This window comes from Exiguobacterium sp. s146, from assembly GCF_018618415.1.
Classification (GTDB): domain Bacteria; phylum Bacillota; class Bacilli; order Exiguobacteriales; family Exiguobacteriaceae; genus Exiguobacterium.
In genome coordinates, this window is the sequence record NZ_JACSMA010000002.1 from 73,038 (window position 1) to 96,330 (window position 23,293).

The window sequence follows — 23,293 nt, forward strand, 5'->3', positions numbered from 1 at the left end:
CGTGCCGAGCAAGACGAGCACGAGTAAGAACCAAATCCCGGTATACATGAGGATTTCGATAATCATTGCTAATTCCTCCTAAATGTCCATGTAAAAAGGAGCGACGATTTCGTCGCTCCTTTTTATGATGAAGTTTTTAGCTGTTGTTGACAAGTGTTCAAGTATCCGTCGACGGTGTCCGCGACTTCGCGGCCCTCTCGGATTGCCCAAACAATCAAGCTTTGTCCCCGTCTCGCATCCCCTGCGACAAACACACCCTCGACGTTCGACGTATAGTCATGGTTCGCCTCGATGCCGACTTTCCGAAGTTCACCCTCCGGTCGCTCGAATCCGATGGCGACGAGCACGAGATCGGCTGGATACGTCTCGACCGAACCGTCGACGACGAAGAATGTCGCCTGTCCGTCCGGTTTGACGATTTTCTCCATCCGTTCCGTCTCAATCCCGACGACCCGGTCCCCTTGTTTGATGACCCGGTTCGAGCGGATCAAATACGTGCGCGGGTCACGGTCGAAGTGTTCGATTGCTTCCGCGTAGGCGTAATCGGTCGATAACGTGTCCGGTTGGAGCGGCCACGGCCGTTCCGGTGCCCGGAACATGCCTTTCTCCGGATGTTTCCCGAACTGCGTCACCGACTTGGCGCCTTGACGGATTGCCGTCGCCACACAGTCCGCGCCCGTATCCCCGCCACCGATGACGATGACGTCTTTCCCGTTCGCATCGTATCGGGCGTCGAGCGCTTTGCCGCCGAGCGTACGCGTCGACTCGGTCAAATAATCCATCGCCGGCTCGACGCCTGTGGCATCATCCCCATCGATGCCGAGCGTACGTTGTTTTTGAGCCCCCGTCGCGAGAATGACGGCATCGTACGTATGACGGAGCGATTCGATCGTCACGTCGGTCCCGACATTGACGCCCGTCTTGAAGCGAACCCCCTCCACCTCGAGCAGACGTACACGACGCCGGACGACGTCCTTCTCGAGTTTCATGTTCGGGATGCCATAGAACAACAGGCCGCCCGCTTCGTCCGCTTTTTCATAAATCGTGACCGCATGTCCGAGTTGGTTCAACTGATCGGCCGCCGCGAGTCCGGCCGGCCCGCTGCCGATGATGGCGACACGGCGTCCGGTCCGCTTTTGGACGTGACGAGGTTTGACCCAGCCTTCCTCGAAGGCACGGTCGATAATCGTCCGCTCAATCGATTTGATGGCGACCGGGTCCTCGCTGATGCCGAGCGTACAGGATCCTTCACACGGAGCCGGACAGACACGTCCCGTGAACTCCGGGAAGTTGTTCGTCTCTATCAAGCGCTCATAGGCGCGGTACCAGTCTTGATCCGTCACGAGCTTGTTCCACTCTGGGATCAAGTTGTGAATCGGACAACCGATCGTCTCTTGTCCAATCATGTCCCCGACGTGACAGAACGGCGTGCCGCAATCCATGCAGCGCTCGGCTTGTTTGACAATCGGTCCGTCTTCCATGCGGGAAGCGTATTCGTTATAATCATGAACCCGTTCGACGACAGAACGCTCCGGCAATGTCTGTCGCGGGATATCGATAAATTTATGTCTCATACTCCCCCTCCTTCAGTCACGACACGGAATAGTTCGAGGGCGCGGTCGGCGTCACTCAATTCGGGACGCGTCGCCTCGATGTGACGCATGACGTCAAGCACGTTCGCATAGTCACGCGGTACGATTTTGACGAAGCGTTTGCGTTCTTGCTCGAACGCCTCGAGCACGGCTCTCGCTTTGACACTGTCCGTGTGGAACTGGTGCATCTCGAGCAGTGCATAAATCTGTTCGGCATCCTCGTCGGTCAACTCACGGTCGACCGAGACGAGCTCTTGGTTGACGAGCTGTTCGTACGCTTGATCGCCGTATAGATAGGCGACCCCGCCCGACATCCCGGCACCGAAGTTACGTCCGACCGTCCCGAGGACGACGACCGTACCGCCGGTCATATATTCACAGCCATGGTCGCCGACGCCTTCCGTCACGGCGACGGCGCCCGAGTTACGGACGGCGAACCGCTCTCCGACATGACCGTTGAAGAATGCCATTCCCGACGTCGCGCCATACAGACAGACGTTACCGGCAATGACTTGTTCACTCTCTTCAAACGGGGCATGTTTCTCGGCGATGACGGCGAGCTTTCCACCGCTCAGGCCTTTGCCGACGTAGTCGTTGGCGTCACCGATGACCGAGATGGTGATCCCGTTCGGCAAGAAGGCACCGAGGCTTTGTCCGGCCGAACCGCTGAGACGGAGTGAAATCGTGTCCTCGGCGAGTCCGACGTTGCCGTGCACTTTCGTCACTTCATGACCGAGCATCGTTCCGACGGCGCGGTCCGTATTGCGGACGCGTCCGACGAAGAACGTCGGTTGGAGCGATTTGATGGAACGCGAGACGGCCGGGATCAATTTGCGGTGATCATATGACTGATAGGCCGGATGGGCCAACTCCTCTTTCTCCGGCAAAGCCGTCGGAATCGACAGCATCGGTGTCAAATCGAGCGTTTTCGCTTTCGGATGTGCTTGCTTCCAGGCACTCTCCTCCAACAAATCGGTCCGCCCGATGACGTCACGAAGCGAGGTCGCCCCGAGCGAGGCTAAAATCTCGCGAACCTCTTCGGCGAGGAACGTCATCAAGTTGACGACATGTTCGGGTTTCCCCATGAACTTCGCACGCAACGCCGGGTCTTGGGTGGCGACACCGACCGGGCACGTATCGAGGTGACACGCCCGCATCATGATGCAGCCGAGCACGACGAGCGGTGCCGTCGCGAACGCGTATTCCTCGGCACCGAAGATGGCGGCGAGGACGATGTCGCGTCCGGTCATGAGCTTACCGTCGGTCTCGAGTGTGACGCGGCCACGCAAGCCGTTCAAGGCGAGAGTCTGGTGCGTCTCTAGCAAGCCGAGCTCCCACGGGAGTCCTGTATGCTTGATTGACGTCCGTGGCGACGCCCCGGTCCCTCCGTCATAGCCGCTGATGACGATCGTATCGGCGTTCGCCTTGGCGACACCGGCGGCGATTGTCCCGACCCCTGACTTCGAAACGAGCTTGACGCTGATTTTCGCGTTCGGATTGACGTGCTTCAAGTCGAAGATGAGTTGCGCCAAGTCTTCAATCGAATAGATGTCGTGGTGCGGCGGCGGCGAGATGAGTCCGACGCCTGGGACAGAGCCGCGCACTTCGGCGACCCATGGGTACACTTTGTTCCCAGGCAATTGTCCGCCCTCACCCGGCTTCGCCCCTTGCGCCATCTTGATTTGAATCTCGTCGGCGTGATACAAGTATTCGGCCGTCACGCCGAAACGTCCACTCGCGACTTGTTTGATGCGACTGACCCGCTCGCTTCCGTCCTCATCCGGCGTAAAGCGATTGCGATCCTCCCCACCTTCCCCGGAGTTGCTCTTGCCGCCGATTCGGTTCATGGCGATGGCGAGCGTCTCATGGGCCTCTTTTGACAAGGATCCGAATGACATCGCTCCCGTTTTGAAGCGGCTGACAATCGATGCGACCGATTCGACTTCGTCAAGCGGAATCGCATCCTGTTGTTTAAACGCGAACAATTGGCGCAAGAATTGACCTGACGACTCATGAAGTTTGACGTAGGCGTCATAATACCGGCGCTCGTTCTCACGGCAGGCACGTTGCAAGAGATGAATCGTCTTCGGATTGAAGGCGTGTTCTTCCCCGTCGGCGCGCCACTGGAAGTCGGTCCCGGTCTCGAGTGGTCGCTCCCGCTTATAGGCAGCCTCATGCTGACGGCGCGACTCGTCTTCAAGTTCGGTGAAACCGACACCGGACAACTGGGACGTCGTCCCACGGAAGTGACGCTCAATCAAGGCTCGGTCGATGCCGACCGCCTCGAAGATTTGGGCGCCGCGGTAACTTTGGACGGTCGAGATGCCCATCTTCGACATGATTTTGACGATACCGTCGACCGAGGCCGACTGATAGCGACGGACCGCCTCATCGAATGAATAATACAATTGGCCGGCCTCGACCGCCTCGGCGATCGTCGCATAGGCGAGATACGGATAGACGGCGTCGGCGCCGTACCCGATCAAAGCGGCCGCTTGATGGACTTCACGTACTTCGCCGCTCTCGGCGACGAGACTGCACGATGCCCGAAGGTTGACACGAATCAAGTGTTGATGGACGGCGCTCAGTACGAGGAGGGCCGGCATCGCCAGCATATCTTCATTCATGTTGCGGTCCGACAAGACGATGACGTCGGCGCCATCGCGGATCAGTCCATCGACTTGCTCAAACAGCGCCTCTAGCGAAGCTTCTAAATCGTGCGCATATGACGTATCGACCCGCTCGACGCGCAGCGTTTCGTTCACTTTCTCGAGCGCGGCGGCATCGAGGAACGGATGTTTGAGCCAGACGCGACGGGCGTGACCTCGTCCGGTATGGACCGGGTTCGCTTGAGGCCCGAGCCAAGTGAATGTCGCCGTGACGATTTTTTCACGCAACGCATCGATTGGCGGGTTCGTGACTTGGGCGAAGTGCTGTTTAAAGTAATGGAACAAAGAGCGTGGCCGCTCGGACAACACCGCGACTGGTTGGTCATGTCCCATCGAGCCGATCGGATCTTTTTTCTCGTGGATGAGCGGGACGAGATATTGTTCAATGTCCTCTTTCGTATATCCGAACGCACGCTGCTTCCGATGCAGGTCGGCGACGAACGGCTCGTCGACCGGTCCATCGTTGAGAACGGTCATCTGCTTCAACCATTTACCGTACGGCTCGGCCCGTGCGATCGTCTGTTTGATTTCATCGTCCGGAATGAGGCGTTTCGACTCGAGATCGATTAACAACAATTGACCCGGTCGAAGGCGCTGCTTTGATTTCACATTTTCGGCCTGAACTGGGATGACGCCGCTCTCTGACGACAAAATAAGCTCCCCATCCATCGTTTCGATATAACGCATCGGCCGTAGCCCGTTCCGATCTAAGATGGCACCGATTTGACGGCCGTCCGTGAAGACGACACCGGTCGGTCCATCCCACGGCTCCATGATGGACGAATGATATTGATAAAAGTCTTTCTTGAACGGGTCCATTTTCACTTCGGCGAACGGCTCAGGAATGAGCATCATCGCCGTATGGGCGATTGAACGTCCAGTGCGGGTGAAGAACTCGAAGGCGTTATCGAGCATCGACGAGTCGCTGCCCGTCTCTTGAAGGACCGGGAACAGCTGATTGACGTCTTCGAACAAGTCGGTCGAGGTCACACCTTCGCGGGCCCGCATCGCATCAATATTTCCGCGGAGCGTATTGATTTCCCCATTATGGACGATCATCCTGTTCGGATGTGCCCGCTCCCATGAGGGGAACGTATTCGTCGAGAAACGGGAATGGACGATCCCAAACGTGCTTTTATAAGCCGGTGCCTGCAAATCGAGATAGAAGCGCTCGATTTGTTCCGGCGTGAGCATCCCTTTATAGACGATTGTCTTCGTCGACAAGCTCGGCATGTACAGGTTCAACGCTTCTGTCTTTTCAATCGTCCGACGAAGCTGATAGAGCGTCCGCTCGTTCGAGTCATAGTCCGCGAACGGGCACGAGACGAACCATTGGTAGATGGTCGGCTGTGTCACTCGGGCATGCTCACCGATCGCATGCGGATTGACCGGGACCTCGCGCCAGGCGATGGTCGCGAAATCGAATTCGTCGGCAATCGCTTCCATCTGGAGTTGCTTGTCCTGCAGTCTCGATTCATCCGGTTGAAAAAACACCATTCCGACCGCATAGCGACCTGGCGTCGGCAAGTTCATCGTCTCGAGGAACAGTTCGTGCGGTAGCTCGGTCATGATGCCCGCGCCGTCCCCGGCATCGATGACGCCTTGCCCGCCCCGGTGTTCTAGCTTACAGAGCATCGATAATGATTTACTGACGATGTCATGTTTTTTCTCTCCATTTAGGTTGACATATAGCCCAATGCCACATGCGTCTTTTTCGAATCGTGAATCGTACAAGCCTGTTCGCTTCATCGAATCAACCCCTCTCTCTCGATCTTGTTTCGTAAATTTTATTTTGTTCTAAATATTCTGATAAATCAAGTGGGTTGTATACTATTCTGCATAACAGAAATCGTATTAACTAGATTTGAAAGCGTGTTCATTAGCTTTATCAAGCTATTTATGAAAATAACTTATAATCCATAAAGAATAATTATCCATGAAATATATTAGTATATAGGTTCACAAGACCTTAAATATTTGTATAAAAAAAGCGATACCCTTATCGGCTATCGCTTTGTTTAAAACAACTTATTCGACCGTCTTACGAGAATGGTGTAAAAATGCCCGCGGCTTCTTCCAAATGATCAAGCCGACGTACCCGAGCGTGAGCAAAATCAAGGCACTAACGAGGACGACATAGAGTGTCGCTTCCTCGATTCGAGCGAAGATAGCGATGTACGCCCAGACGAAGACGAGCGGATAGATGAAGTCACGATGCCACCACATGAAGACGAGCGCGAGGACGACCCCGACCATGAGCATGAGCGATGTCCAAGCGAGTTCGTCGAGCCCGAGCACGGTCGTGACCCGCTCCCGATTGATGACGACGAACACGTTGACAATCGTCGCGACGGACACCCAGCCGATATAGATTGAGAACGGGAATCGGTCGAGCCAACTCGTCGACGTCCGGAAAGCGATGTAATAGAGCCAGGCGAGCGTTGCCAGGAAAGCGACCATGACGACGAGCGAGGCGATGAACCACTCGTTCGTGAACGTGAGCAACCAAAGGCCGTTCAAGATACACGAGACGAGAAAGCCTGCTTTCATTCGATTCGCCTGCCGGTTCGCGACCGACCCTTTCTTCAATTGCAAGACGAGCCAAACGGCGAGCGCCACGTAAATCACGCCCCAAATCGAGAATGCGTACCCGGCCGGCTTGAAGTAGATGTCGATGCGGTCCGACACGGCCGCGTTTTCACCGCTCGCGAAGTAGTTGATGACGACCGTCGCCAAAAACGCCAGCCAGTTGATTAAAGGCCATTTTGATAAGTCCATAAATAGGATCCTCCGAAGAAGACCTGACACCTCCTTTATCAGCATAGTTTTCTATACCCATGTGCCAACGCTCATACACTTCTCGACTCGCTCCCGAATAAATTGCTAGACACATAACAAAACGACTCCGGCGTAAACCGGAGTCGTCTCGTAAAAAGTGGCCGTGTCACCATATTCGGGTTCGCCCATTTAAGTTCATGGACAATGCTTAAAAGTCAATCTCGTCCGGGTCTGGACCGAGACGGTCATGTGTCGCCACGGCATCGATTTTCACCAAATCGTCCGCGTCGAGCGCGAAGTCGAACACGTCGAAGTTCTCTTGGATTCGGTGCGGCGTGACCGATTTCGGAAGCGCCACGTTCCCCGTGTCCAAATGCCAGCGAAGCACGACTTGGGCCGGCGTCTTGCCGTGTTTCTCAGCAATCTCTGCGAAGGCCGGGATATCGAGAAACTTCCCTTGCATGAGCGGGCTCCATGCCTCGACTTGGATGCCCTCGTCTTGGCAATATTCGACGAGATCCGGTTGCGGGAGTTGCGGGTGGAGCTCGATTTGGTTGATGAGCGGCGTCATAAGGCCCTCCTGTTTCAACGTCTCGAGATGATGCTCTTTGAAGTTCGATACACCAATCGCCTTGATTTTACCGGCCTCATAGAGGTCAATCAAATCTTTCCATGCCTCGACGAACCCGTCGACTGGCCAGTGGAGAAGACAGAGATCCAAATAGTCCGTCTCGAGTCGAGCGAGTGATTCGTCAAACGCCTCTTTCGTCCGACGCTGGCGAATGTCCTCGTTCCAAATCTTCGACGTCAAAAAGATATCTTCACGAGCGACGCCTGATGCTTGAATCCCTTTGGCGACGCCTTCTTCATTCTTATAGACGGCTGCCGTATCGATATGGCGATATCCGACTTTGAGTGCCTCGGCCACGGCCTGTGGCGCCTCCGTCTCATTGTCGACTTGCCATACCCCAAAGCCGATCATTGGAATTTTGACACCGTTGCGTAACGTTGCGAGTTGCATACAATCATTCCCCTTTCCAATCTGTTCGAGCTGATTGTATCATACCCGTCATTCTATTTCGAAAAACTAAATCGTCAAATCTTTTCGAGTGAACCGTCCGTATGAAAGGAGCATGGCGACGACGAGAATCCCAGCCAACAAGAAAAAGGAACGAAGTGTCGAATCCCCTTGGATTTGTGCATTGGCATCGAACAGCGAGAAAATCGACAGCGCATTCAACCAATCGAGTTGCTCGCTAAATCCCGAGAACACGTTCGCCATCAAGAAGAGGGCGAAGATTCCTCCGGTGACCATATACGACCGTGTGCTGTCATCGAACAAGCTCGCGAGCACGTACGCCATCGCGCCGAGCACGAGCAGGATGAGACCCGCATTGAGCTGAAGTGTCCATAGCAGTCCGTAATCGATTTTCAAATCAAACAGCACGTTGGCCAACATGAGGCTTAACCCGTTCAACCCGACGAGCATGCCGCTCGCAATCACGAGCACCGTCATACTTGCCGTCACGTAGCCGGCTCGCGAAATCGGGGCGGCCAAATAGAGCATGACCTCACCCGAGTCGACAGGCTTTGCCATGAGCCGTGAGGCGAATGTGAGGGCGAACAGAATGGCCAACACGTAAAAGATGAGCCCGTAATAGTTACCGGCGAGCAGGTTGATGACGTTATCCATCGTGAGGTTTGGATCGATTTTGAACACATCGAGCAGCTCCGGTGGCAACGAATCCAATTTGCCTTCAATCAGTCCCGTCTCTTGGATGGACGGGAACACGGCCGCCAAAAAGAACAAGTATAGGCTTGTCCCAAGCGAGTACCCGAGAATCCAGCTCCGGTTTTGTTTGAACAGTGCCGAGATGAGTACCATTTATTTCGCCTCCCCGTAATATTGCATGAACAGATGCTCGAGTTCGTCGGTACCGCTCGACAATGATTGGACGTCATACCGGGCCAGCCGATGAATCAAGTCATTCAACTCTTCGACCGTCGACAAGCTGACCGTGACGACTAACCCGTCACGAGTACCGACTTCTTCACTCAACCGACTCGCGGCCGATTCGTCCTTCAGCTCGATGCGATACGTTTTCTGACTATGCCGTTTCAACTCGGTCATTTCGGCTTCGATAATCATTCGCCCATCCCGGATGAGCGCGGCCCGATCGCACGTCTTTTCCATCTCAGGAAAGTGGTGCGAACTCATCAACACTGCCTTGCCCGCCTTCTTCTCGGCAATCACCCAATCGACGAGCCGTTCCTGCATGAGCGGATCGAGTCCGCTCGTCGGTTCATCAAGGATATATACAGGCACGTCTTTCATGAAGCAAGTGATGATGGCGAGCTTTTGTTTCATCCCTTTCGACATCTTCCGTACTTTAAGCGACGAATCGAAAGCGAACACCTCCCGCAACTTCCGCTCACGTTCCGTACTCGTCACATGTAATTTCCGAGTGAGACGAATGACTTCTTCTCCGGTCATGTCTTGCGGGTAATTAATCTCACCTGGCAAATAACCGACGAGCGCCTTCACCGCCTCGCTCTCGTTCCAACAGTCGTGCCCCATGACGGTGGCCGTGCCAGCGTCGGCATGGAGCAACCCCATCAAGTGACGAATCGTCGTTGATTTCCCGGCCCCGTTCGGTCCGATGAAACCGAACACGGTCCCCGGTTCGACCGTGAAAGACACATCAAAGATGCCATGGGACGGATCGAAACGCTTCGTCAATCCTTTCAATTGAATCACTGTCCTCACTCCTTAGTTTTGAAATATAAAATGAATATGATTACAAAACAAGTATATCACGTTATTTTTTGAAATGGAAATGGTATATTGATTACAAAACAATGAGAGAAGTGAGGATTGCTATGGATGGATTCACAAAACGAACGGAGGCGAAGCGACGGGCCATTTTAGATGCGGCCGTTCGACTGATGGCCACGAAACAGTCCCGTTTCACAGTGAGCGAGCTTGCTCGCGCCGCCTCGGTCTCACCGGTATCGATTTATAACTACTTCGGGTCGAAGGAACAAGTCATCATCGCCGTCTTGACCGAGATGACGGAGGAGCAGATGGGATGGATCGAGTCACAGATCGTTGATCATGTGCCGTTCGATCGATTGTTAATCGAGATTTTGTCCCGTAAAATCGAGACGGCTGGGCTGTTCGACGAGGCGATTACGACGATGATCCAAGCGGATGCATCGTGGCAACAGTTGGCCGGACGAGGCTACGCCGCGTTCCGTCAACTGATTGAATATGGGAAAACGAGCGGGGCCATCGACCCGGAGCTGTCGACCGATACGTATTTACGGTACGTCCAACTCGTGCAACAGGCGATTTTGTCCGACCCGAACCTGGCGACGTCACCGATGACCGAATCGATGCAAGACTATTTCCGATTTTTCCTTCACGGCATCATTCAGAAAAACAGCTAAAAAGTCGTCTATCACTTCTTTTGCGTGTAAGAAGTGATAGGCGACTTTTTATATTTCGTTATTCTTTATCGTTCGTTCTGAACACGAATTCCTCGATCGGATAAAGTGACATGTCAAGCTCACAGTCACCGGTCAGAACGAGGTCGGCGAGCACTTTTCCGATGAACGGACCGACCGTCAAACCGGATGACCCGAGACCGTTCGCGACGAGCAACTGCTCCGCTCCCGGCACACGGCCGAGAATCGGAATCGAGTTCGGGGTGACCGGACGGAATCCGACCCGCGTCTCAATCAATTCTGCCTCAGCGAGTCCCGGCGCCGATTCGAGCCCTTTTGAGAGCACTTCATGAATCCCGATCGCCGTCGGCCGCGCGTCGAACGCCTTTTCACGCTCATGCGTCGAGCCGATGACGATGCGCCCTTCTTCAAACCCGAGCAAATAACGACGCCGTGGCGGCATGACGACCGGCCAGTCAGACGCATCCTTGTCCGGTAGCTGCACGTGCACGATTTGTGCTTTCTCGCCGGCGACACGGGCCGTATAGCCGATTGGCGCCATCAACTCGGGCAACCACGCCCCGCAGGCGAGCACGATCTCATCCGCGTCATAGCGGACGCCGTCGCACTCGACATGATAGCCATCCGCTTCGACGAGGATGGCCGAGCCGTCAACGAAGGTCACACCGCGCTTCACGGCGACCCGTTCGAGGGCCGCGCGCAATTTCTCTCCATCGACTCGCGCTCCCCCTTCGACGAGGAGGGCGTCATATTCGTCCGAGAGCGGCGGGAATAGTGCTCTCGCTTCTTCTGCTGTCATCCGGGTCAAGTCGCCGATTTCCGGCGCTTCTTCTCGGCGCAGTGCCGTCCGTTCTTGCATCTCGTTCAATTTCTTGTCTTCATGCAAGGCGAGCGTCCCGACCCGCTTATAGCCGGTCTCGGTCTCGCCTTCTCGTTTCAAGTCCTCGACGACCGTCGCATAGTAGTGAGCGCCGCCTTTGGCGAGCGCGTACCATGCCTTATTGCGACGTTGGGCGATCCACGGGCAGACGATACCCGCCGCGGCGTCGGTCGCACGGCCCTTCTCTTTCCGGTCGATGACGGTGACGTCGGCTTTCCCGGCTAAATGGTACGCGGTCGAGATGCCGACGATTCCTGATCCAATCACAATCACTTTTTTCATAGCAGTTGCGCCTTCATCGGTTCGATGACGGCTTCACATCCTTTCTTAAAAAAATCACCGGCCCGAAGGCCGATGATCAGTCGCGCATGGCGAGGCGATAGAGTAAATCAAGAATTTCAATATAGAGCCAGATGAGCGTCACAATCAAACCGAACGCCGCGACCCATTCGAGCTCTTTCGGAGCCCGGCTCTCGACTTGACGCGCGATATAGTCGAAATCGAGCACGAGCGCGAGCGAGGCGATGATGACGATCACGAACTGCACGCCGATGGCGAGCGGTGACGAGCCCGTCATGAACGGGAGTCCTGAACCGAAGAAACTCATCCCGATTTGGACGAGATAGAGCAACATGACCGTAAAGATCGCGGCCGTGACGCCGGCACGGAATTTTTGCGTCACTTTTACGAGTCCTGTCGAGTAGACGAACCACATCGCGAACGCGACGATGAACGTCGTCAATACGGCCCGTCCGACGATGCCCGGAAGCATCGCTTCGAAGAAATAAGAAATTAATCCGACGAACACACCTTCGACGATGCCGTACAATGGCGCGACGACCGGTGCCGTTCTCGGTTTGAACGTGATGACGAGTGCCAACACCAAGCCGAGGATGAGCGAGCCGATCATGAGCGGGAACAAGAGCGCTTCCCCGATTGTCGGGACGAGCATCCATGTCGTTCCGGCTGCTGCCGTAACGAGCAAGAGCAGAGTGAACACTTTCGACCACGTACCGGCTTTCGTCATCGGCGTGGCGCTATAGCCTGTTGTCTCCATCGATTTACGGAGAACTGGATTCGATTTAAGTCTCAACTGTCGTTAACCCCTTTATTCTATTTTCAGTGTTTGGCCATGACTTTGATAAATTCCCGCATATAGTCAGGCAGGTCAGGCGGACGGCGGCTCGAGACGATATGACCGTCGACGACGACCGGCTCATCATGCCAAATCGCGCCCGCGTTTTCCATATCATCTTTAATGCCCGGTGTACTCGTGACGTTGATGCCATCGAGGATTTTCGCCGAGATCAATACCCAGCCCGCGTGACAGATTTGACCGATCGGTCGCTTCTCGTCATGCATATAGCGGACGAACCCTTTCACCGAATCGAATCGGCGCAACAAGTCGGGTGACCAGCCACCCGGGACGAGTATGGCGTCGTACGATGAGATGTCGACATCATCGAATGCGATGTCCGATTTAGCCGGAACACCGTATTTGCCGATATAGGCGTGATCTGCCTTCTCACCAGCGAGGATGACGTTCGCGCCTTCTTCGCGTAACCGATGGACCGGATACCATAGTTCTAAGTCTTCAAAGTCGTCGCTGACGATTTGTAGCACGTTTTTACCTTGTAATTGCATCGAATCCCTCCCTTAATTTGTCTTTCACAAGTATACCCTATAAGCCACGTGGCGAAAACAGGCACTGTCTTCCAAGTGCATGTCTCGCTTGAATGAATCAATTCGTTTGAGCGACGGTCACGATCACATTTCCGGCCTTGCCTCCGGCATCCACGTATCGGTGTGCCGCGACGATGTCCTCGAGTGAGTAAACCGAATCGATGACGGCTTTTAGTCGCCCCGCTTCAAACAGCTCGTTCAGGAAAGTCAGATCCTCCTTCCGTTCACGTGCAGGTCCTTGCCCGGCGACGGAACTGAATTTCCCGTGTTCGGCGACATGCGTTCGGGCCATCCGTTTATCGATTTTCCCGGGCGCATCGAATACGGCGTCATAGGTGGTCAGTTCCGCGTCGTAGTTCGGTTTGGTGTAGTCGACCACGACGTCCGCGCCGAGACTTCTGACGAGTTCGAAGTTCCGCTCCCGACAGACGGCCGTCACATGTGCCCCGTTATATTTCGCGAGTTGAACGGCCATCGACCCGACTGCCCCGGAAGCCCCGTAAATCAAGATGGTCTTCGCTTGTTCGATGTTAACCTTGCGCAGAAAATGTAGAGACGTCGTACCGCCGAACGGTAGACTGGCGGCCTCAATAAAACTGGCGTTATGGGGCATGCGCTCAATGCATGTTGTCTCTTTTAGACATGCATACTCGGCATAGCCGCCGAACCGCATCCCGGTCAGCGCATAGACGCGGTCCCCAACCTTGAACCGCTCGACCCGACTTCCCGTCTCGATGACTTCCCCCGCCAAGACGACACCAAGAATCGGTTGGCGGGGGGCTTTAAAACCGACGATGAGCCGCATCGGGAGTTTGCCGGCGGCCGGCACGTCGAGCGACCGTAGGCGACGGTCCCCCGAATGGACGGCCGTGGCGTAGATTTGAATCAATAGCTCATCCGACTTTGGCACAGGCTTGTCGACTTCTTGAAGCTGCAATACGTCTGGTGGTCCATATGCGGTACAAATCACGGCTTTCATCGTATCCCTCCTCGCAAGACGTGAAGTCGTTACTAATGAATTCACCGTTTCAAAAAAATAAAACCAGATGGAACTGTCATCTGGCTCACGAAATGAGTTTTTCAATCAAACTAGCTGAGGAATCAAAATGACCGCCAAAAGAAAAATAGTTGTAGTCTTTACTTTGTTTCGAGTTAACGCAAAAGGAATCAGGCATAACCCAAGAATGGTGATCGCAAGTGATATTAATCCCGGTATAAAGTAGCCTTCAGCCGATGCGATTGGGACACTGATCACATGAACGGTTGGATTCGAGAAAAACCCCATCGCTTCCAAAACAAGATTTCCGATTACGCCGAGACTCACTAAACATAAAGATAATGAAAACAGGAATGAGTTCTTTTTCACGACAATTGCCCCTTTTTATATACAAGTCTAAATAAGTAGAAATAGCTTCCATTGTTTTCTTCTATTATAAATAATTTCGTATGATTCATGGAAAAAATTTCAACCCGTTCGGTTACAATAAAATTGATTCTAATTTAACTTATTATAAGAACGCTCACCTGAAGGAGGCTCACGATGAAGACGTGCTACTATCTCGGATGGTTCAATGATTTTTTTTCGACTCATTTGGCGGATGCCTTGTCACGAGACGTGACCAATCGGCAGTCTCTCGTAATCATTAGCTCGGATCCTGCTTCAACTGCAGTACATGGTGTTACTGAGCGCTCGTGGTTACAGGAAGCTGGCATCTTTTTTCATGACTATCACGTCATCAATTATGAGACGGACCGAACGAATGCGAAACATCTTCTAAATGAAGCTTCGATGATCTTCTTATTAGGTGGGGACACCGTCAAACAAAATCAGTTCATCCATGAATATGATTTAATCCAATCGATTCAACAAAGCGACGCCATCGTCTTAGGTGCTAGTGCAGGGGCCATCAATATGTCTTCGTCTTGGCTATGCTCGCCAAACATGGGATATGATGTAGCAGCTCCAACGATTTTTCAAGGTGTGGCTCCCCATGATTTCTCGGTTCTCTCCCACTTCAATCTCGAACATTCCATGGATGTCATCAAGCAAGAGCTAGCCTCTTTATCTAAAGAAGTACCCATCTATTTGTCGAACAAAGATTGTGCCCTTCGTGTTCAAGGCGATCAAATCGATATTTTTGGTGACGTCTATTTGTACTCGAATCGAAACATGACGAAGTTACCTGAGACCAAGTCTTTTATCCCCAATTTCCCAACCACGCTTTAGAATCGAGTGGTTGTGCAGCATCAAGAGGTGGACAAGTGCAAAATCTGTATATGGAAATCGAAACGTTCTGTCGTCCATATATTGTGTTATAATTAGTGCGACTTTTTGTAAATTTTGAACGAGAAAGGGGATTTCCCAATGAAACAATATCATGATTTATGTGCCCATATCCTCGAGCACGGTGTCGTCAAAGAGGACCGGACCGGAACCGGGACGACGAGCGTATTCGGTTATCAGATGCGTTTCAATCTTCAGGATGGCTTCCCCATGGTCACGACGAAAAAACTACATACCCGCTCGATCATCCATGAACTGCTCTGGTTCATCACCGGTGACACGAACGTCAAGTACCTTCAGGACAACGGGGTCCGCATTTGGAATGAATGGGCTGACGAGGACGGCAATCTCGGCCCGGTCTACGGAGCCCAGTGGCGCTCGTTCCCAAAACCGGACGGCACGAGTGTCGACCAGCTCGCCCAAGTGATTGAACAAATCAAAACGAACCCTGACTCGCGTCGCCTGATCGTCTCCGCATGGAACCCGGGACAACTTGAAGACATGGCACTGCCACCGTGTCACCTATTGTTCCAATTTTATGTCGCGGACGGCAAACTCTCATGCCAGCTCTATCAACGCAGCGCTGACACGTTCCTCGGCGTACCGTTCAATATCGCCTCATACGCTTTGCTCACGCACATGGTCGCCCATGTGACCGGCCTTGAGGTCGGGGACTTCGTCCATACGCTCGGCGACGCTCACATTTACCATAACCATCTCGAACAGGTGAACCTTCAATTGACGCGTGAGCCCCGCCCGCTCCCGTCGTTGAACATCTTGCGAGACGTGACGTCGATCGAGGATTTCCGCTTTGAGGACTTCGAAATCGTCGGCTATGACCCGCATCCACATATCAAGGGGGCGGTCAGCGTATGATCGTCCACGTTGTCGCCATCGGAAGCAATCGGGAGATCGGGAAAGACAACGAGTTGCTCTGGCGTCTGCCAGACGACTTGAAACAGTTCAAAGCCATCACGACGGGCCAAACGGTCGTCATGGGCCGTAAGACGTTCGAATCAATCGGTCGTCCGTTACCGAACCGCCGCAACATTGTCGTCACGTCCGACCGCTCGTTTTCGGCTGAAGGTGTCGACGTCTGGCACGACCTCGAGTCGCTCAACTCCGAGACGACAGACGTTTACATCATCGGCGGCGCGACGCTCTATGAGCAGACGCTTCCGATGACGGACCGGTTTTATGTCACCGCGGTCGATGGCACGTTCGAGGCGGACACGTATTATCCGGCGTTGCCGGACGGGCTCACTTTGACCGACGAACAGTTCCATCCAATCGACGAACGGCATGCCTATAGCTTCACTTTCCGTCAGTATGACAAAAGGGACATCGACTAAGTCGACGTCCCTTTTTTAATCTGGCAATTTTTCGAGCCACTGCTCTATTTTTTCGGTGATAGCGTCCTGATGGTCCTGTTCGGCAAAGTCGTCGTACAGCATCCCGAGCTCGAGTGCCGTCCGTTTTGACAAGGCCAACACATGACTGTACTTGCCACGCTGCTCCTTGACGGCCGAGAGCGTCCCTCTCGTCTCCGTCGTGCTCGATTCGTCTAAGATGAACATCTCCATATGATCGTTACAGGCGTAACGGTCATATGGACGGTAGATGACCTCGTAGCGTCGATGCTGTTTTGGCAACTGTTCGGCGAGCATGGCATACTTCTCAGGGCTCATCGTCACGTAGGCGAGCCGTTTCTCTTCACGGACCGCCGTCGAATAACGGATGATGCGATTGCGCCCATCACGTTTCGCCTTATAGAGCGCCTCGTCGGCGTACGCGCACCATTCCCCGAGCGTCATGCCAGTCTGACAGACGCGGGTATAGCCGATGGACACCGTCACGTGATGCTCATACGTAAACGTCATCTCCTCGATGCGGCTGCGGACCCGTTCGAGCACTGCATCGACGACGTGGCGTTCGGACACGTTCAAGATGATGAGGAACTCTTCCCCGCCGTAACGAATCAACTCGTCACTCGAGCGAATCGCCAAGCGAATCTCTTCCGCGACGCGATGCAGCACCTCGTCCCCATAAGCATGCCCGAACGTATCGTTCAACTGCTTGAAATGATCGATGTCGAGCAACGCGAGCGTGAAACTCTCACCGGACCGCTCTAAACGGGACATGAAGCGACTGAACGTCGCTTTCAAATATTTACGGTTGAAGGCGCCCGTCAACTCGTCGACGAGAAGGGCGTTCGAGACGAGACGCGCTTTCTCGATATGATGTCCGAGACGAACGAGCCGCTCCTCCATCGGGACCCACTCTTCCCAATAGTCATCGAACCCATACGAGTAGGCGGCGAGCCGGTAATGTTCATTCGTTCCAATCACGATGAGCGGGACATACAGCTTCTTCATCTTGCTGACGAACGATTGAATCGCCCGTTCCGGGAATCGGGCCCACAGTTCGACGTCCATGATAATCGCCTTCGGCACGTCTTCATAATCGTATTCGACGGCTTCTTCTAACGTCTGTAAAAAGACAGGGCGCGCCCCGAGTTTTTCCACCCGCGGCTTATAGCGGCTGAACGTCGCGAAGTTGTTCGATAAAATCAAGACGAGGTCCTCGTCCTCTTGCTCGATGCCGAGAATGGTATGGATATATCGTTTCACCGGGGCAATCAAAGCCATCGCTTCTGCTTGCGTCAAGACAGCCGGCAACTCACGCACGTCGGATTCGACACGACTGAAAATTTCAAGCAAGTGCATGAACCGTCGCTGTTTCACTTCTTGTTTCATCCAATCCAATAAAAACTCGATGTCAGTTGTTTGAATCTGTCTCGCGCTCGTGATTTGCGCCAAAATCTTATGTATACGATCTGTGAGTTGTTGCTCCATTCCCGACCCCCCAGTTTCGTTCTCCCGTTATTCGCTTCTGACTATGATTATGCGACTTCATCCACGAAAATACAACTATTTACTTATTTTTTCCCTATTGTTTGACAGAAAGATAGTACTTATGACCCAATAGGCAATAATAAAAGAGCGGTCATGGACCGCCCTTTCCTTATTTACCAACTTTTAGGTTAGGAGATGTCATCTCTTCCGGGCGAATCCATTGATCAAACTGCTCTTCCGTCAAAAGTCCGGTCTCGAGCGCCGCTTCTTTTAACGACGTCCCTTGTTTATGGGCGAGCTTCGCAATTTTGGCTGCGTTCTCGTAACCGATATGCGGGTTGAGTGCCGTCACGAGCATGAGCGAACGGTCCACGTTGTGCGCGATGACGTCCAAATCTGGTTCGATCCCGACGGCGCAATGCACGTCGAACGAATGCAGACTGTCTGTCAACAAGCGACACGTCTGAAGGAAGTTATACATGATGACAGGCTTGAACACGTTCAACTCGAAGTTCCCTTGGCTCGCCCCGAATCCAATGGTCGCGTCATTACCGAGCACTTGGGCCGCGACCATCGTCAACGCCTCGCTCTGCGTCGGGTTGACTTTCCCTGGCATGATCGAGCTGCCCGGTTCGTTCTCCGGAATCAAGATTTCACCGATGCCGGCCCGTGGACCTGACGCCAACCAGCGGACATCGTTGGCGATCTTCATCGCGTCCATGGCGAGTGCTTTCAAGGCACCGTGCGTGAACACGAGCTGATCGTGACTCGTGAGCGCATGAAACTTGTTGACGGCCGTGATGAACGATTTGCCAGTCTCTTGCGAGATTTTCTCGGCGACGACTTCGCCGAACTGAGGATGGGCGTTGATGCCCGTCCCGACCGCTGTGCCGCCAAGGGCGAGCTCTGTCAACGGTTCAAGCGTACGTTCAATCATCTGTTTCGACAACTCGAGCATGCGGACCCAGCCGCTGATCTCTTGACCGAGCGTGACCGGTGTCGCGTCTTGCAAGTGTGTCCGACCAATCTTGACGATGTCCATGAATGACTCGGCTTTCTTGGCAAGCGTGGCGTGAAGCGCCTCGATTGATGGCAACACATGGTCCTCGACCGCCAGGATGGCCGCGATGTGCATCGCCGTCGGATACGTGTCGTTCGAGCTCTGCGATTTGTTGACGTCGTCGTTCGGGTGAATCGTGAACGATTGTCCACGCTCTTTCAGCTTATCGTTCGCCAAGTGAGCGATGACTTCGTTGACGTTCATGTTCGACTGGGTCCCTGAACCCGTCTGCCAGACGACGAGCGGAAACTCGGCGTCATGTTTTCCGGCGACGATTTCATCGGCGACTTCGGCGATGACGTCAGCTTTCGCTTGCTCCAAAACACCGAGTTCGGCGTTGGCGAGTGCGGCACCTTTCTTCAAGATTGCGAAGGCATGCACGACCTCAAGCGGCATCTTCTCCGTCCCGATTTTAAAGTTCTCTAGACTGCGCTGTGTTTGGGCTCCCCATTTGGCTGAAGCCGGGACGTTGATTTCCCCCATCGTGTCCCGTTCGATCCGATATTCCATGAAAATTCCCCCTCTTTTTTTGACTACGCTTTCATTTTAGCGAAACTTTTGCAAAAAAGAAATCATTCCCCCGCAATTGATAAAAAGTCGGGCCCACGCCCGACTTTTATCCTGTCATCAATGCCCGTTTCGCCACCTCATGGGCCCGGTTCTCCGCCCGGGGAATCCATTTGATGAACTTATTCGGCAACTCGTCATACAGCGTCAGCGCCTTGACGAACAACGGCCGCATCGATTGGTCTTTGAGGAACCGTTGCTCGAGCGCCCGTACGACCGTCTCGGCGTCTGAATAAAACATGAACGTCGATTCGTCCGGAAGCGTGTGCGCTTGTTCGAGGGCGAACGCGAGCGCGGCGAGCTCCGCCTGAACGCTCGTCAACCCGACACGTTTGGCGATGTACGTGGACACCGTGCCGTCGGTCGTCTTGATCCAAACACCAAGCCCGTTCTCACCTATTTCTTGGTTCGTCGCCGCATCAAAATAAATGTGAACCAAAGCGATACGCCTCCCAATCGGTCTCAATCGGTGCATGAATATCGATGAGCGAGAGACGTTTCGATAAGAGCGCCACTTCTTCTTGCCCATCGAGTTTCTTCGCAAACTTTTGATGCGCTTCTTGGAGCGCTTCTTGTCTGACGATTTCATAAAGCGTTTCGATCGTGTCATACGACTGGACGAGAATCGTCGCCGTCTTCGGTCCGATGCCGCGGACACCCGGGATATTGTCAGAGGCGTCGCCTTGGAGCGCTTTCACATCGACGAACTGTTCTGGCCGGACGCCGTACGACGCAACGAACACTTCTTGATTCATGATCATCTCTTCGCCTTTTTTTGGAACGATTTGAAACACGTTCGGGGAAAGCAATTGATGCAAATCGCGGTCCGACGAATACATATAGGATTCGCCCGGGAAGGCGGTCGCGACGGCCCCCATCAAGTCATCGGCCTCGTAACCGGCGAGCTCGGACTGAAAAATCCCGCGCTCGGTCAACGCTGCCCGCAACTTGACGTAATCGTGGAACAATGGTTCCGGTAAGCCAGTGCGGGTCGCTTTATAGTCCGGAAATAAGGCGTAACGATGCGTCGTCTCGCGTGGTCCGTCCCAAAAGAAGGCGATATGTGTGAAATCGTTCGTCCATCCGTCCACTTTTCGGAGCAGACCTTTCAACGTCACATCAGGGTCGAGCGCCCGACGACGCTCGGTGGCAAAATAATAACGTGACAGGAGGTTAAACCCGTCGACTAACATCAGCTTCATCATGCATTCACCTCACAAGCTTGTAATCCGCGCGCGAGCGCGTCCCGGTCAAGGTTCTTTCCAATCCAGACGAAGACCGAACGCGAGTCGTCGCTCGGTTCGTTGGCGAACGTCGCCCCCATCAGTTGATTCGTCGCCTGGACGACAAATTTGGACGATTCTCCGTCCAAACGAACGATCGCCTTCAAGCGATACACATCATCTTCATAGTGCATGAGCACTTCTCTGACGTATTGCGTGACACGTTCCCTTGTGAGCGGCACGTCCGTCGTGAGTGTGATCGCCCGAAGCGATGAGACCGAAGAGTGTCCGGCCGTCAGTTGACCGAGGAGCTGTTCGTCGACTCGAGAGAGCTGGAACGTATTTTCAGTCAACTCATAGTCACCGACCGTCTGAACCGTCTCGATGACCCGGACGGTCGGATTCAGCGCGCTAATCCGCTCATGCGCCTGTTCGAGCGCATCCGCATCGACGAGGTCGACTTTGTTCAGTAAGATCACATCCGCATAGGCGATTTGATGGATTCCTTCAATAAACAGCTCGCGGTCCAGTTGGCTGGCATCGACGACCGTCAAAATCGCCGTCAGCTTGAAGCGCGTGCGCAAGTAGTCGTCATAATAAATCGTCTGAATGATCGGGGCCGGGTCGGCCACACCTGTCGTCTCGATGACGATGCGGTCGAACGTATCCTTCGATGCGAGCTGATAGAACGTCTTGCTCAAATCGCTTTGAATCGAGCAACAGATGCACCCGTTCGATAGCTCGATTTGCTCTTGGTCCATCTTGACGATCAACTGTTCGTCGATATTCACCGACCCGAGCTCGTTGACGATGACGAGCAGCCGCTCGTCCGTCGCTTCTAGCAAGCGATTCATATAGGTCGTTTTTCCGGCGCCTAAAAAACCGGTCACCAATTGCACGGGAATCATGTCCTGCACCTCACCTTATAAATTTTCGTGAACCCGCGCCCATTTCTCATAGCGCGCATCCAGCAAGTCAATCAAATGAAGCATCCACGCTTCTGTCGTGGCCGGTAACACGCTCGAACCCCACTCGCGCTTGCCGTGATGGGATAAAATCATATGCCAAATCCGGTGATGGGCATCGAGTGGCAACGTGACGCCTGCGGCTTGTTGACTCTTCTCGAATAACAGTCCGCCGTATGGCATATGCCCGATCAAGCTTCCCATCGGATTGATGGAGATTCCGGTCGTCTCACTCGTGCCGTTGACCGAGAACAGTTGCTCGAACCGTTTCGGCGACGACAGCAAGTGGCTATATTCAAACAGCTTGCCGATATCATGGAATAAAATTCCGAGCGCGAGCTCGTCCCAACGGAGCGGCTCCTTTAGCTCGGCGATGGCCTCACAGGCCGCATAGAGCGACTCGAACGTGCCTCGGAACGCCTGTTCAACTTTTACACCGTTCATCGTATTCCATACGTCTACTTTGTGCAACTGCTCGGCTTCTTTGATGACCCGGAACGCCATCGCCAAATGATCGTCCTGCTCTTGGAAGCGATAACCGAGACGAAGCATGCAGACCGTATGCTTCAACAGACCGCCGACATAATTATGATGATGATACAACGCAGCCGGTGCCAGGACGAAATCGTCCCAATAGCGGTCGAGGAGTGCCATCGCGATCGCTTGATAGTCAGGTGAGAGCGTCGACAAAATCGCGAACAGCTCGTCCGCGTATTGTTCCATCGTCTCGTCTCCCGGAAGACCGGGCAAGAGCGACACGGCCTCGTCCCGGGCGATCGGTTTGGCCCGGTCGATGGTGATTGACTTGGCGCCGTCCGGTTTCGGATAGACGTCGATTTTCCCTTCCAGCTCGATGACACCAGACTCGTAGATCGGTAACAGCTGCTCCTCGTTGCCGCGCAACCATTGCTTCGCACGGATGAGTCCGCTCGATGTCGTCAAATTCAGTTGCAACCATTTGGCTCCCGATTTTCCTTCCCGCACTTCGACCGTACTGACGAGCGCTTTCGTCTGGACCGGTGTCCCGTCCGTAAGGTCAGTCAATCGGGTCGACGCTTTTTCGACGGTCGGGAGTTGGAAGCGCGTCCGGTCGAAGCCGCTCCCCATAATCGCATCAATCTGTTGGTAATAGTTCATGTACAATACCCTCCTTCTTCTCTTTGCCCATTGTATCGTGTTTTCCACTTCGAGGCGAACATACTTTCGTTATAGGTGTGGAAGTTTCCTAAATTATGTTGAAAGCGCTTACTAATATTGATACGATAAAGG

General features: G+C 53.8%; 21 protein-coding genes. 4 read left to right on the plus strand and 17 right to left on the minus strand.

The window, feature by feature from the left end; all coding sequences use genetic code 11:
* Positions 1 to 122: 122 nt before the first annotated feature.
* The 6 genes from KNP83_RS06980 to KNP83_RS07005 form a co-directional block, all read right to left on the minus strand.
* Positions 123 to 1,574 (minus strand): glutamate synthase subunit beta, encoded by a 1,452-nt coding sequence (locus KNP83_RS06980; RefSeq protein WP_214761827.1) that lies wholly within the window; start codon positions 1,572 to 1,574, stop codon positions 123 to 125.
* A complete protein-coding gene (gene gltB, locus KNP83_RS06985; protein ID WP_214761829.1) occupies positions 1,571 to 6,010 on the minus strand; it encodes a glutamate synthase large subunit in 4,440 nt (1,479 codons plus the stop codon). The genes KNP83_RS06980 and gltB overlap by 4 nt, the downstream gene beginning before the upstream one ends.
* Positions 6,011 to 6,289: 279 nt before the next feature.
* Positions 6,290 to 7,039: a TspO/MBR family protein gene (locus tag KNP83_RS06990; RefSeq protein ID WP_214761831.1), complete on the minus strand. Its 750-nt coding sequence runs from the start codon at positions 7,037 to 7,039 to the stop codon at positions 6,290 to 6,292.
* A gap of 208 nt (positions 7,040 to 7,247) precedes the next feature.
* Complete coding sequence (locus tag KNP83_RS06995) at positions 7,248 to 8,060, minus strand: aldo/keto reductase (RefSeq protein WP_214761833.1); 813 nt, start codon at positions 8,058 to 8,060, stop codon at positions 7,248 to 7,250.
* 66 nt (positions 8,061 to 8,126) lie between these two features.
* Entirely contained in the window at positions 8,127 to 8,924 is a 798-nt protein-coding gene (locus tag KNP83_RS07000; protein ID WP_214761835.1) for an ABC transporter permease subunit, read from the minus strand.
* The gene (locus KNP83_RS07005) at positions 8,925 to 9,797 is read right to left on the minus strand and encodes an ABC transporter ATP-binding protein (RefSeq protein WP_214761837.1); all 873 of its coding nucleotides are present in this window, start codon (positions 9,795 to 9,797) and stop codon (positions 8,925 to 8,927) included.
* A gap of 122 nt (positions 9,798 to 9,919) precedes the next feature.
* Between KNP83_RS07005 and KNP83_RS07010 the strand changes: the two genes are divergently transcribed.
* Positions 9,920 to 10,489 carry a TetR/AcrR family transcriptional regulator gene (locus tag KNP83_RS07010; protein WP_214761839.1) on the plus strand — a complete coding sequence of 190 codons (570 nt, stop codon included), beginning with the start codon at positions 9,920 to 9,922 and terminating at the stop codon, positions 10,487 to 10,489.
* 58 nt (positions 10,490 to 10,547) lie between these two features.
* Here the strand turns inward: KNP83_RS07010 and KNP83_RS07015 are convergent, their stop codons facing one another.
* The 5 genes from KNP83_RS07015 to KNP83_RS07035 all read right to left on the minus strand — a co-directional run bounded on the left by KNP83_RS07015 (position 10,548) and on the right by KNP83_RS07035 (position 14,436).
* Entirely contained in the window at positions 10,548 to 11,669 is a 1,122-nt protein-coding gene (locus KNP83_RS07015) for an NAD(P)/FAD-dependent oxidoreductase (RefSeq protein WP_214761841.1), read from the minus strand.
* A 76-nt stretch (positions 11,670 to 11,745) separates the two neighbouring features.
* Entirely contained in the window at positions 11,746 to 12,480 is a 735-nt protein-coding gene (locus KNP83_RS07020) for a Bax inhibitor-1/YccA family protein (RefSeq protein ID WP_214761843.1), read from the minus strand.
* Between the two features lie 26 nt (positions 12,481 to 12,506).
* Positions 12,507 to 13,031: a type 1 glutamine amidotransferase domain-containing protein gene (locus tag KNP83_RS07025; RefSeq protein ID WP_214761845.1), complete on the minus strand. Its 525-nt coding sequence runs from the start codon at positions 13,029 to 13,031 to the stop codon at positions 12,507 to 12,509.
* A 97-nt stretch (positions 13,032 to 13,128) separates the two neighbouring features.
* Entirely contained in the window at positions 13,129 to 14,049 is a 921-nt protein-coding gene (locus KNP83_RS07030) for an NAD(P)-dependent alcohol dehydrogenase (RefSeq protein ID WP_214761847.1), read from the minus strand.
* 105 nt (positions 14,050 to 14,154) lie between these two features.
* Positions 14,155 to 14,436 (minus strand): hypothetical protein, encoded by a 282-nt coding sequence (locus KNP83_RS07035; protein WP_214761849.1) that lies wholly within the window; start codon positions 14,434 to 14,436, stop codon positions 14,155 to 14,157.
* A 174-nt stretch (positions 14,437 to 14,610) separates the two neighbouring features.
* On the opposite strand from KNP83_RS07035, the gene KNP83_RS07040 reads away from it, so the two are divergent.
* The 3 genes from KNP83_RS07040 (at position 14,611) to KNP83_RS07050 (ending at position 16,706) form a co-directional block, all read left to right on the plus strand.
* The gene (locus KNP83_RS07040; protein WP_214761851.1) at positions 14,611 to 15,297 is read left to right on the plus strand and encodes a Type 1 glutamine amidotransferase-like domain-containing protein; all 687 of its coding nucleotides are present in this window, start codon (positions 14,611 to 14,613) and stop codon (positions 15,295 to 15,297) included.
* Positions 15,298 to 15,435: 138 nt separating this feature from the next.
* The gene (locus KNP83_RS07045) at positions 15,436 to 16,230 is read left to right on the plus strand and encodes a thymidylate synthase (protein ID WP_214761853.1); all 795 of its coding nucleotides are present in this window, start codon (positions 15,436 to 15,438) and stop codon (positions 16,228 to 16,230) included.
* The gene (locus KNP83_RS07050; RefSeq protein ID WP_214761855.1) at positions 16,227 to 16,706 is read left to right on the plus strand and encodes a dihydrofolate reductase; all 480 of its coding nucleotides are present in this window, start codon (positions 16,227 to 16,229) and stop codon (positions 16,704 to 16,706) included. Before KNP83_RS07045 ends, KNP83_RS07050 begins: the two co-directional genes overlap by 4 nt.
* Before the next feature lie 15 nt (positions 16,707 to 16,721).
* Here KNP83_RS07050 and KNP83_RS07055 read toward each other — a convergent pair whose 3' ends face one another.
* From KNP83_RS07055 to KNP83_RS07080, 6 genes are all read right to left on the minus strand, one after another.
* The gene (locus KNP83_RS07055) at positions 16,722 to 18,209 is read right to left on the minus strand and encodes a GGDEF domain-containing protein (protein ID WP_214761857.1); all 1,488 of its coding nucleotides are present in this window, start codon (positions 18,207 to 18,209) and stop codon (positions 16,722 to 16,724) included.
* A 169-nt stretch (positions 18,210 to 18,378) separates the two neighbouring features.
* Positions 18,379 to 19,779 carry a class II fumarate hydratase gene (gene fumC / locus KNP83_RS07060; RefSeq protein WP_214761858.1) on the minus strand — a complete coding sequence of 467 codons (1,401 nt, stop codon included), beginning with the start codon at positions 19,777 to 19,779 and terminating at the stop codon, positions 18,379 to 18,381.
* A 106-nt stretch (positions 19,780 to 19,885) separates the two neighbouring features.
* Positions 19,886 to 20,275, minus strand: coding sequence for a reverse transcriptase-like protein (locus KNP83_RS07065; RefSeq protein WP_214761860.1), 390 nt, complete (start codon positions 20,273 to 20,275; stop codon positions 19,886 to 19,888).
* Positions 20,256 to 21,038, minus strand: a complete 783-nt coding sequence (locus KNP83_RS07070) for a 5'-3' exonuclease (RefSeq protein ID WP_214761862.1) — start codon at positions 21,036 to 21,038, stop codon at positions 20,256 to 20,258. Before KNP83_RS07070 ends, KNP83_RS07065 begins: the two co-directional genes overlap by 20 nt.
* Entirely contained in the window at positions 21,038 to 21,967 is a 930-nt protein-coding gene (locus KNP83_RS07075; RefSeq protein WP_214761864.1) for a CobW family GTP-binding protein, read from the minus strand. Before KNP83_RS07075 ends, KNP83_RS07070 begins: the two co-directional genes overlap by 1 nt.
* Positions 21,968 to 21,982: 15 nt before the next feature.
* On the minus strand, positions 21,983 to 23,161 hold the full coding sequence (locus KNP83_RS07080) for a DNA-binding protein (protein ID WP_214761866.1): 1,179 nt from the start codon (positions 23,159 to 23,161) through the stop codon (positions 21,983 to 21,985).
* Positions 23,162 to 23,293 lie beyond the last annotated feature (132 nt).

Coding starts and splice junctions, on each gene's coding strand:
- KNP83_RS07015 (WP_214761841.1), bottom strand. CDS start 11,669: ATGAAAAAAGTGATTGTGATTGGATCAGGAATCGTCGGCATCTCGACC.
- KNP83_RS06990 (WP_214761831.1), bottom strand. CDS start 7,039: ATGGACTTATCAAAATGGCCTTTAATCAACTGGCTGGCGTTTTTGGCG.
- KNP83_RS07000 (WP_214761835.1), bottom strand. CDS start 8,924: ATGGTACTCATCTCGGCACTGTTCAAACAAAACCGGAGCTGGATTCTC.
- KNP83_RS06995 (WP_214761833.1), bottom strand. CDS start 8,060: ATGCAACTCGCAACGTTACGCAACGGTGTCAAAATTCCAATGATCGGC.
- KNP83_RS07040 (WP_214761851.1), top strand. CDS start 14,611: ATGAAGACGTGCTACTATCTCGGATGGTTCAATGATTTTTTTTCGACT.
- KNP83_RS07010 (WP_214761839.1), top strand. CDS start 9,920: ATGGATGGATTCACAAAACGAACGGAGGCGAAGCGACGGGCCATTTTA.
- KNP83_RS07050 (WP_214761855.1), top strand. CDS start 16,227: ATGATCGTCCACGTTGTCGCCATCGGAAGCAATCGGGAGATCGGGAAA.
- KNP83_RS07080 (WP_214761866.1), bottom strand. CDS start 23,161: ATGAACTATTACCAACAGATTGATGCGATTATGGGGAGCGGCTTCGAC.
- KNP83_RS07055 (WP_214761857.1), bottom strand. CDS start 18,209: ATGGAGCAACAACTCACAGATCGTATACATAAGATTTTGGCGCAAATC.
- KNP83_RS07030 (WP_214761847.1), bottom strand. CDS start 14,049: ATGAAAGCCGTGATTTGTACCGCATATGGACCACCAGACGTATTGCAG.
- KNP83_RS07025 (WP_214761845.1), bottom strand. CDS start 13,031: ATGCAATTACAAGGTAAAAACGTGCTACAAATCGTCAGCGACGACTTT.
- fumC (WP_214761858.1), bottom strand. CDS start 19,779: ATGGAATATCGGATCGAACGGGACACGATGGGGGAAATCAACGTCCCG.
- KNP83_RS07070 (WP_214761862.1), bottom strand. CDS start 21,038: ATGAAGCTGATGTTAGTCGACGGGTTTAACCTCCTGTCACGTTATTAT.
- KNP83_RS07075 (WP_214761864.1), bottom strand. CDS start 21,967: ATGATTCCCGTGCAATTGGTGACCGGTTTTTTAGGCGCCGGAAAAACG.
- gltB (WP_214761829.1), bottom strand. CDS start 6,010: ATGAAGCGAACAGGCTTGTACGATTCACGATTCGAAAAAGACGCATGT.
- KNP83_RS07045 (WP_214761853.1), top strand. CDS start 15,436: ATGAAACAATATCATGATTTATGTGCCCATATCCTCGAGCACGGTGTC.
- KNP83_RS06980 (WP_214761827.1), bottom strand. CDS start 1,574: ATGAGACATAAATTTATCGATATCCCGCGACAGACATTGCCGGAGCGT.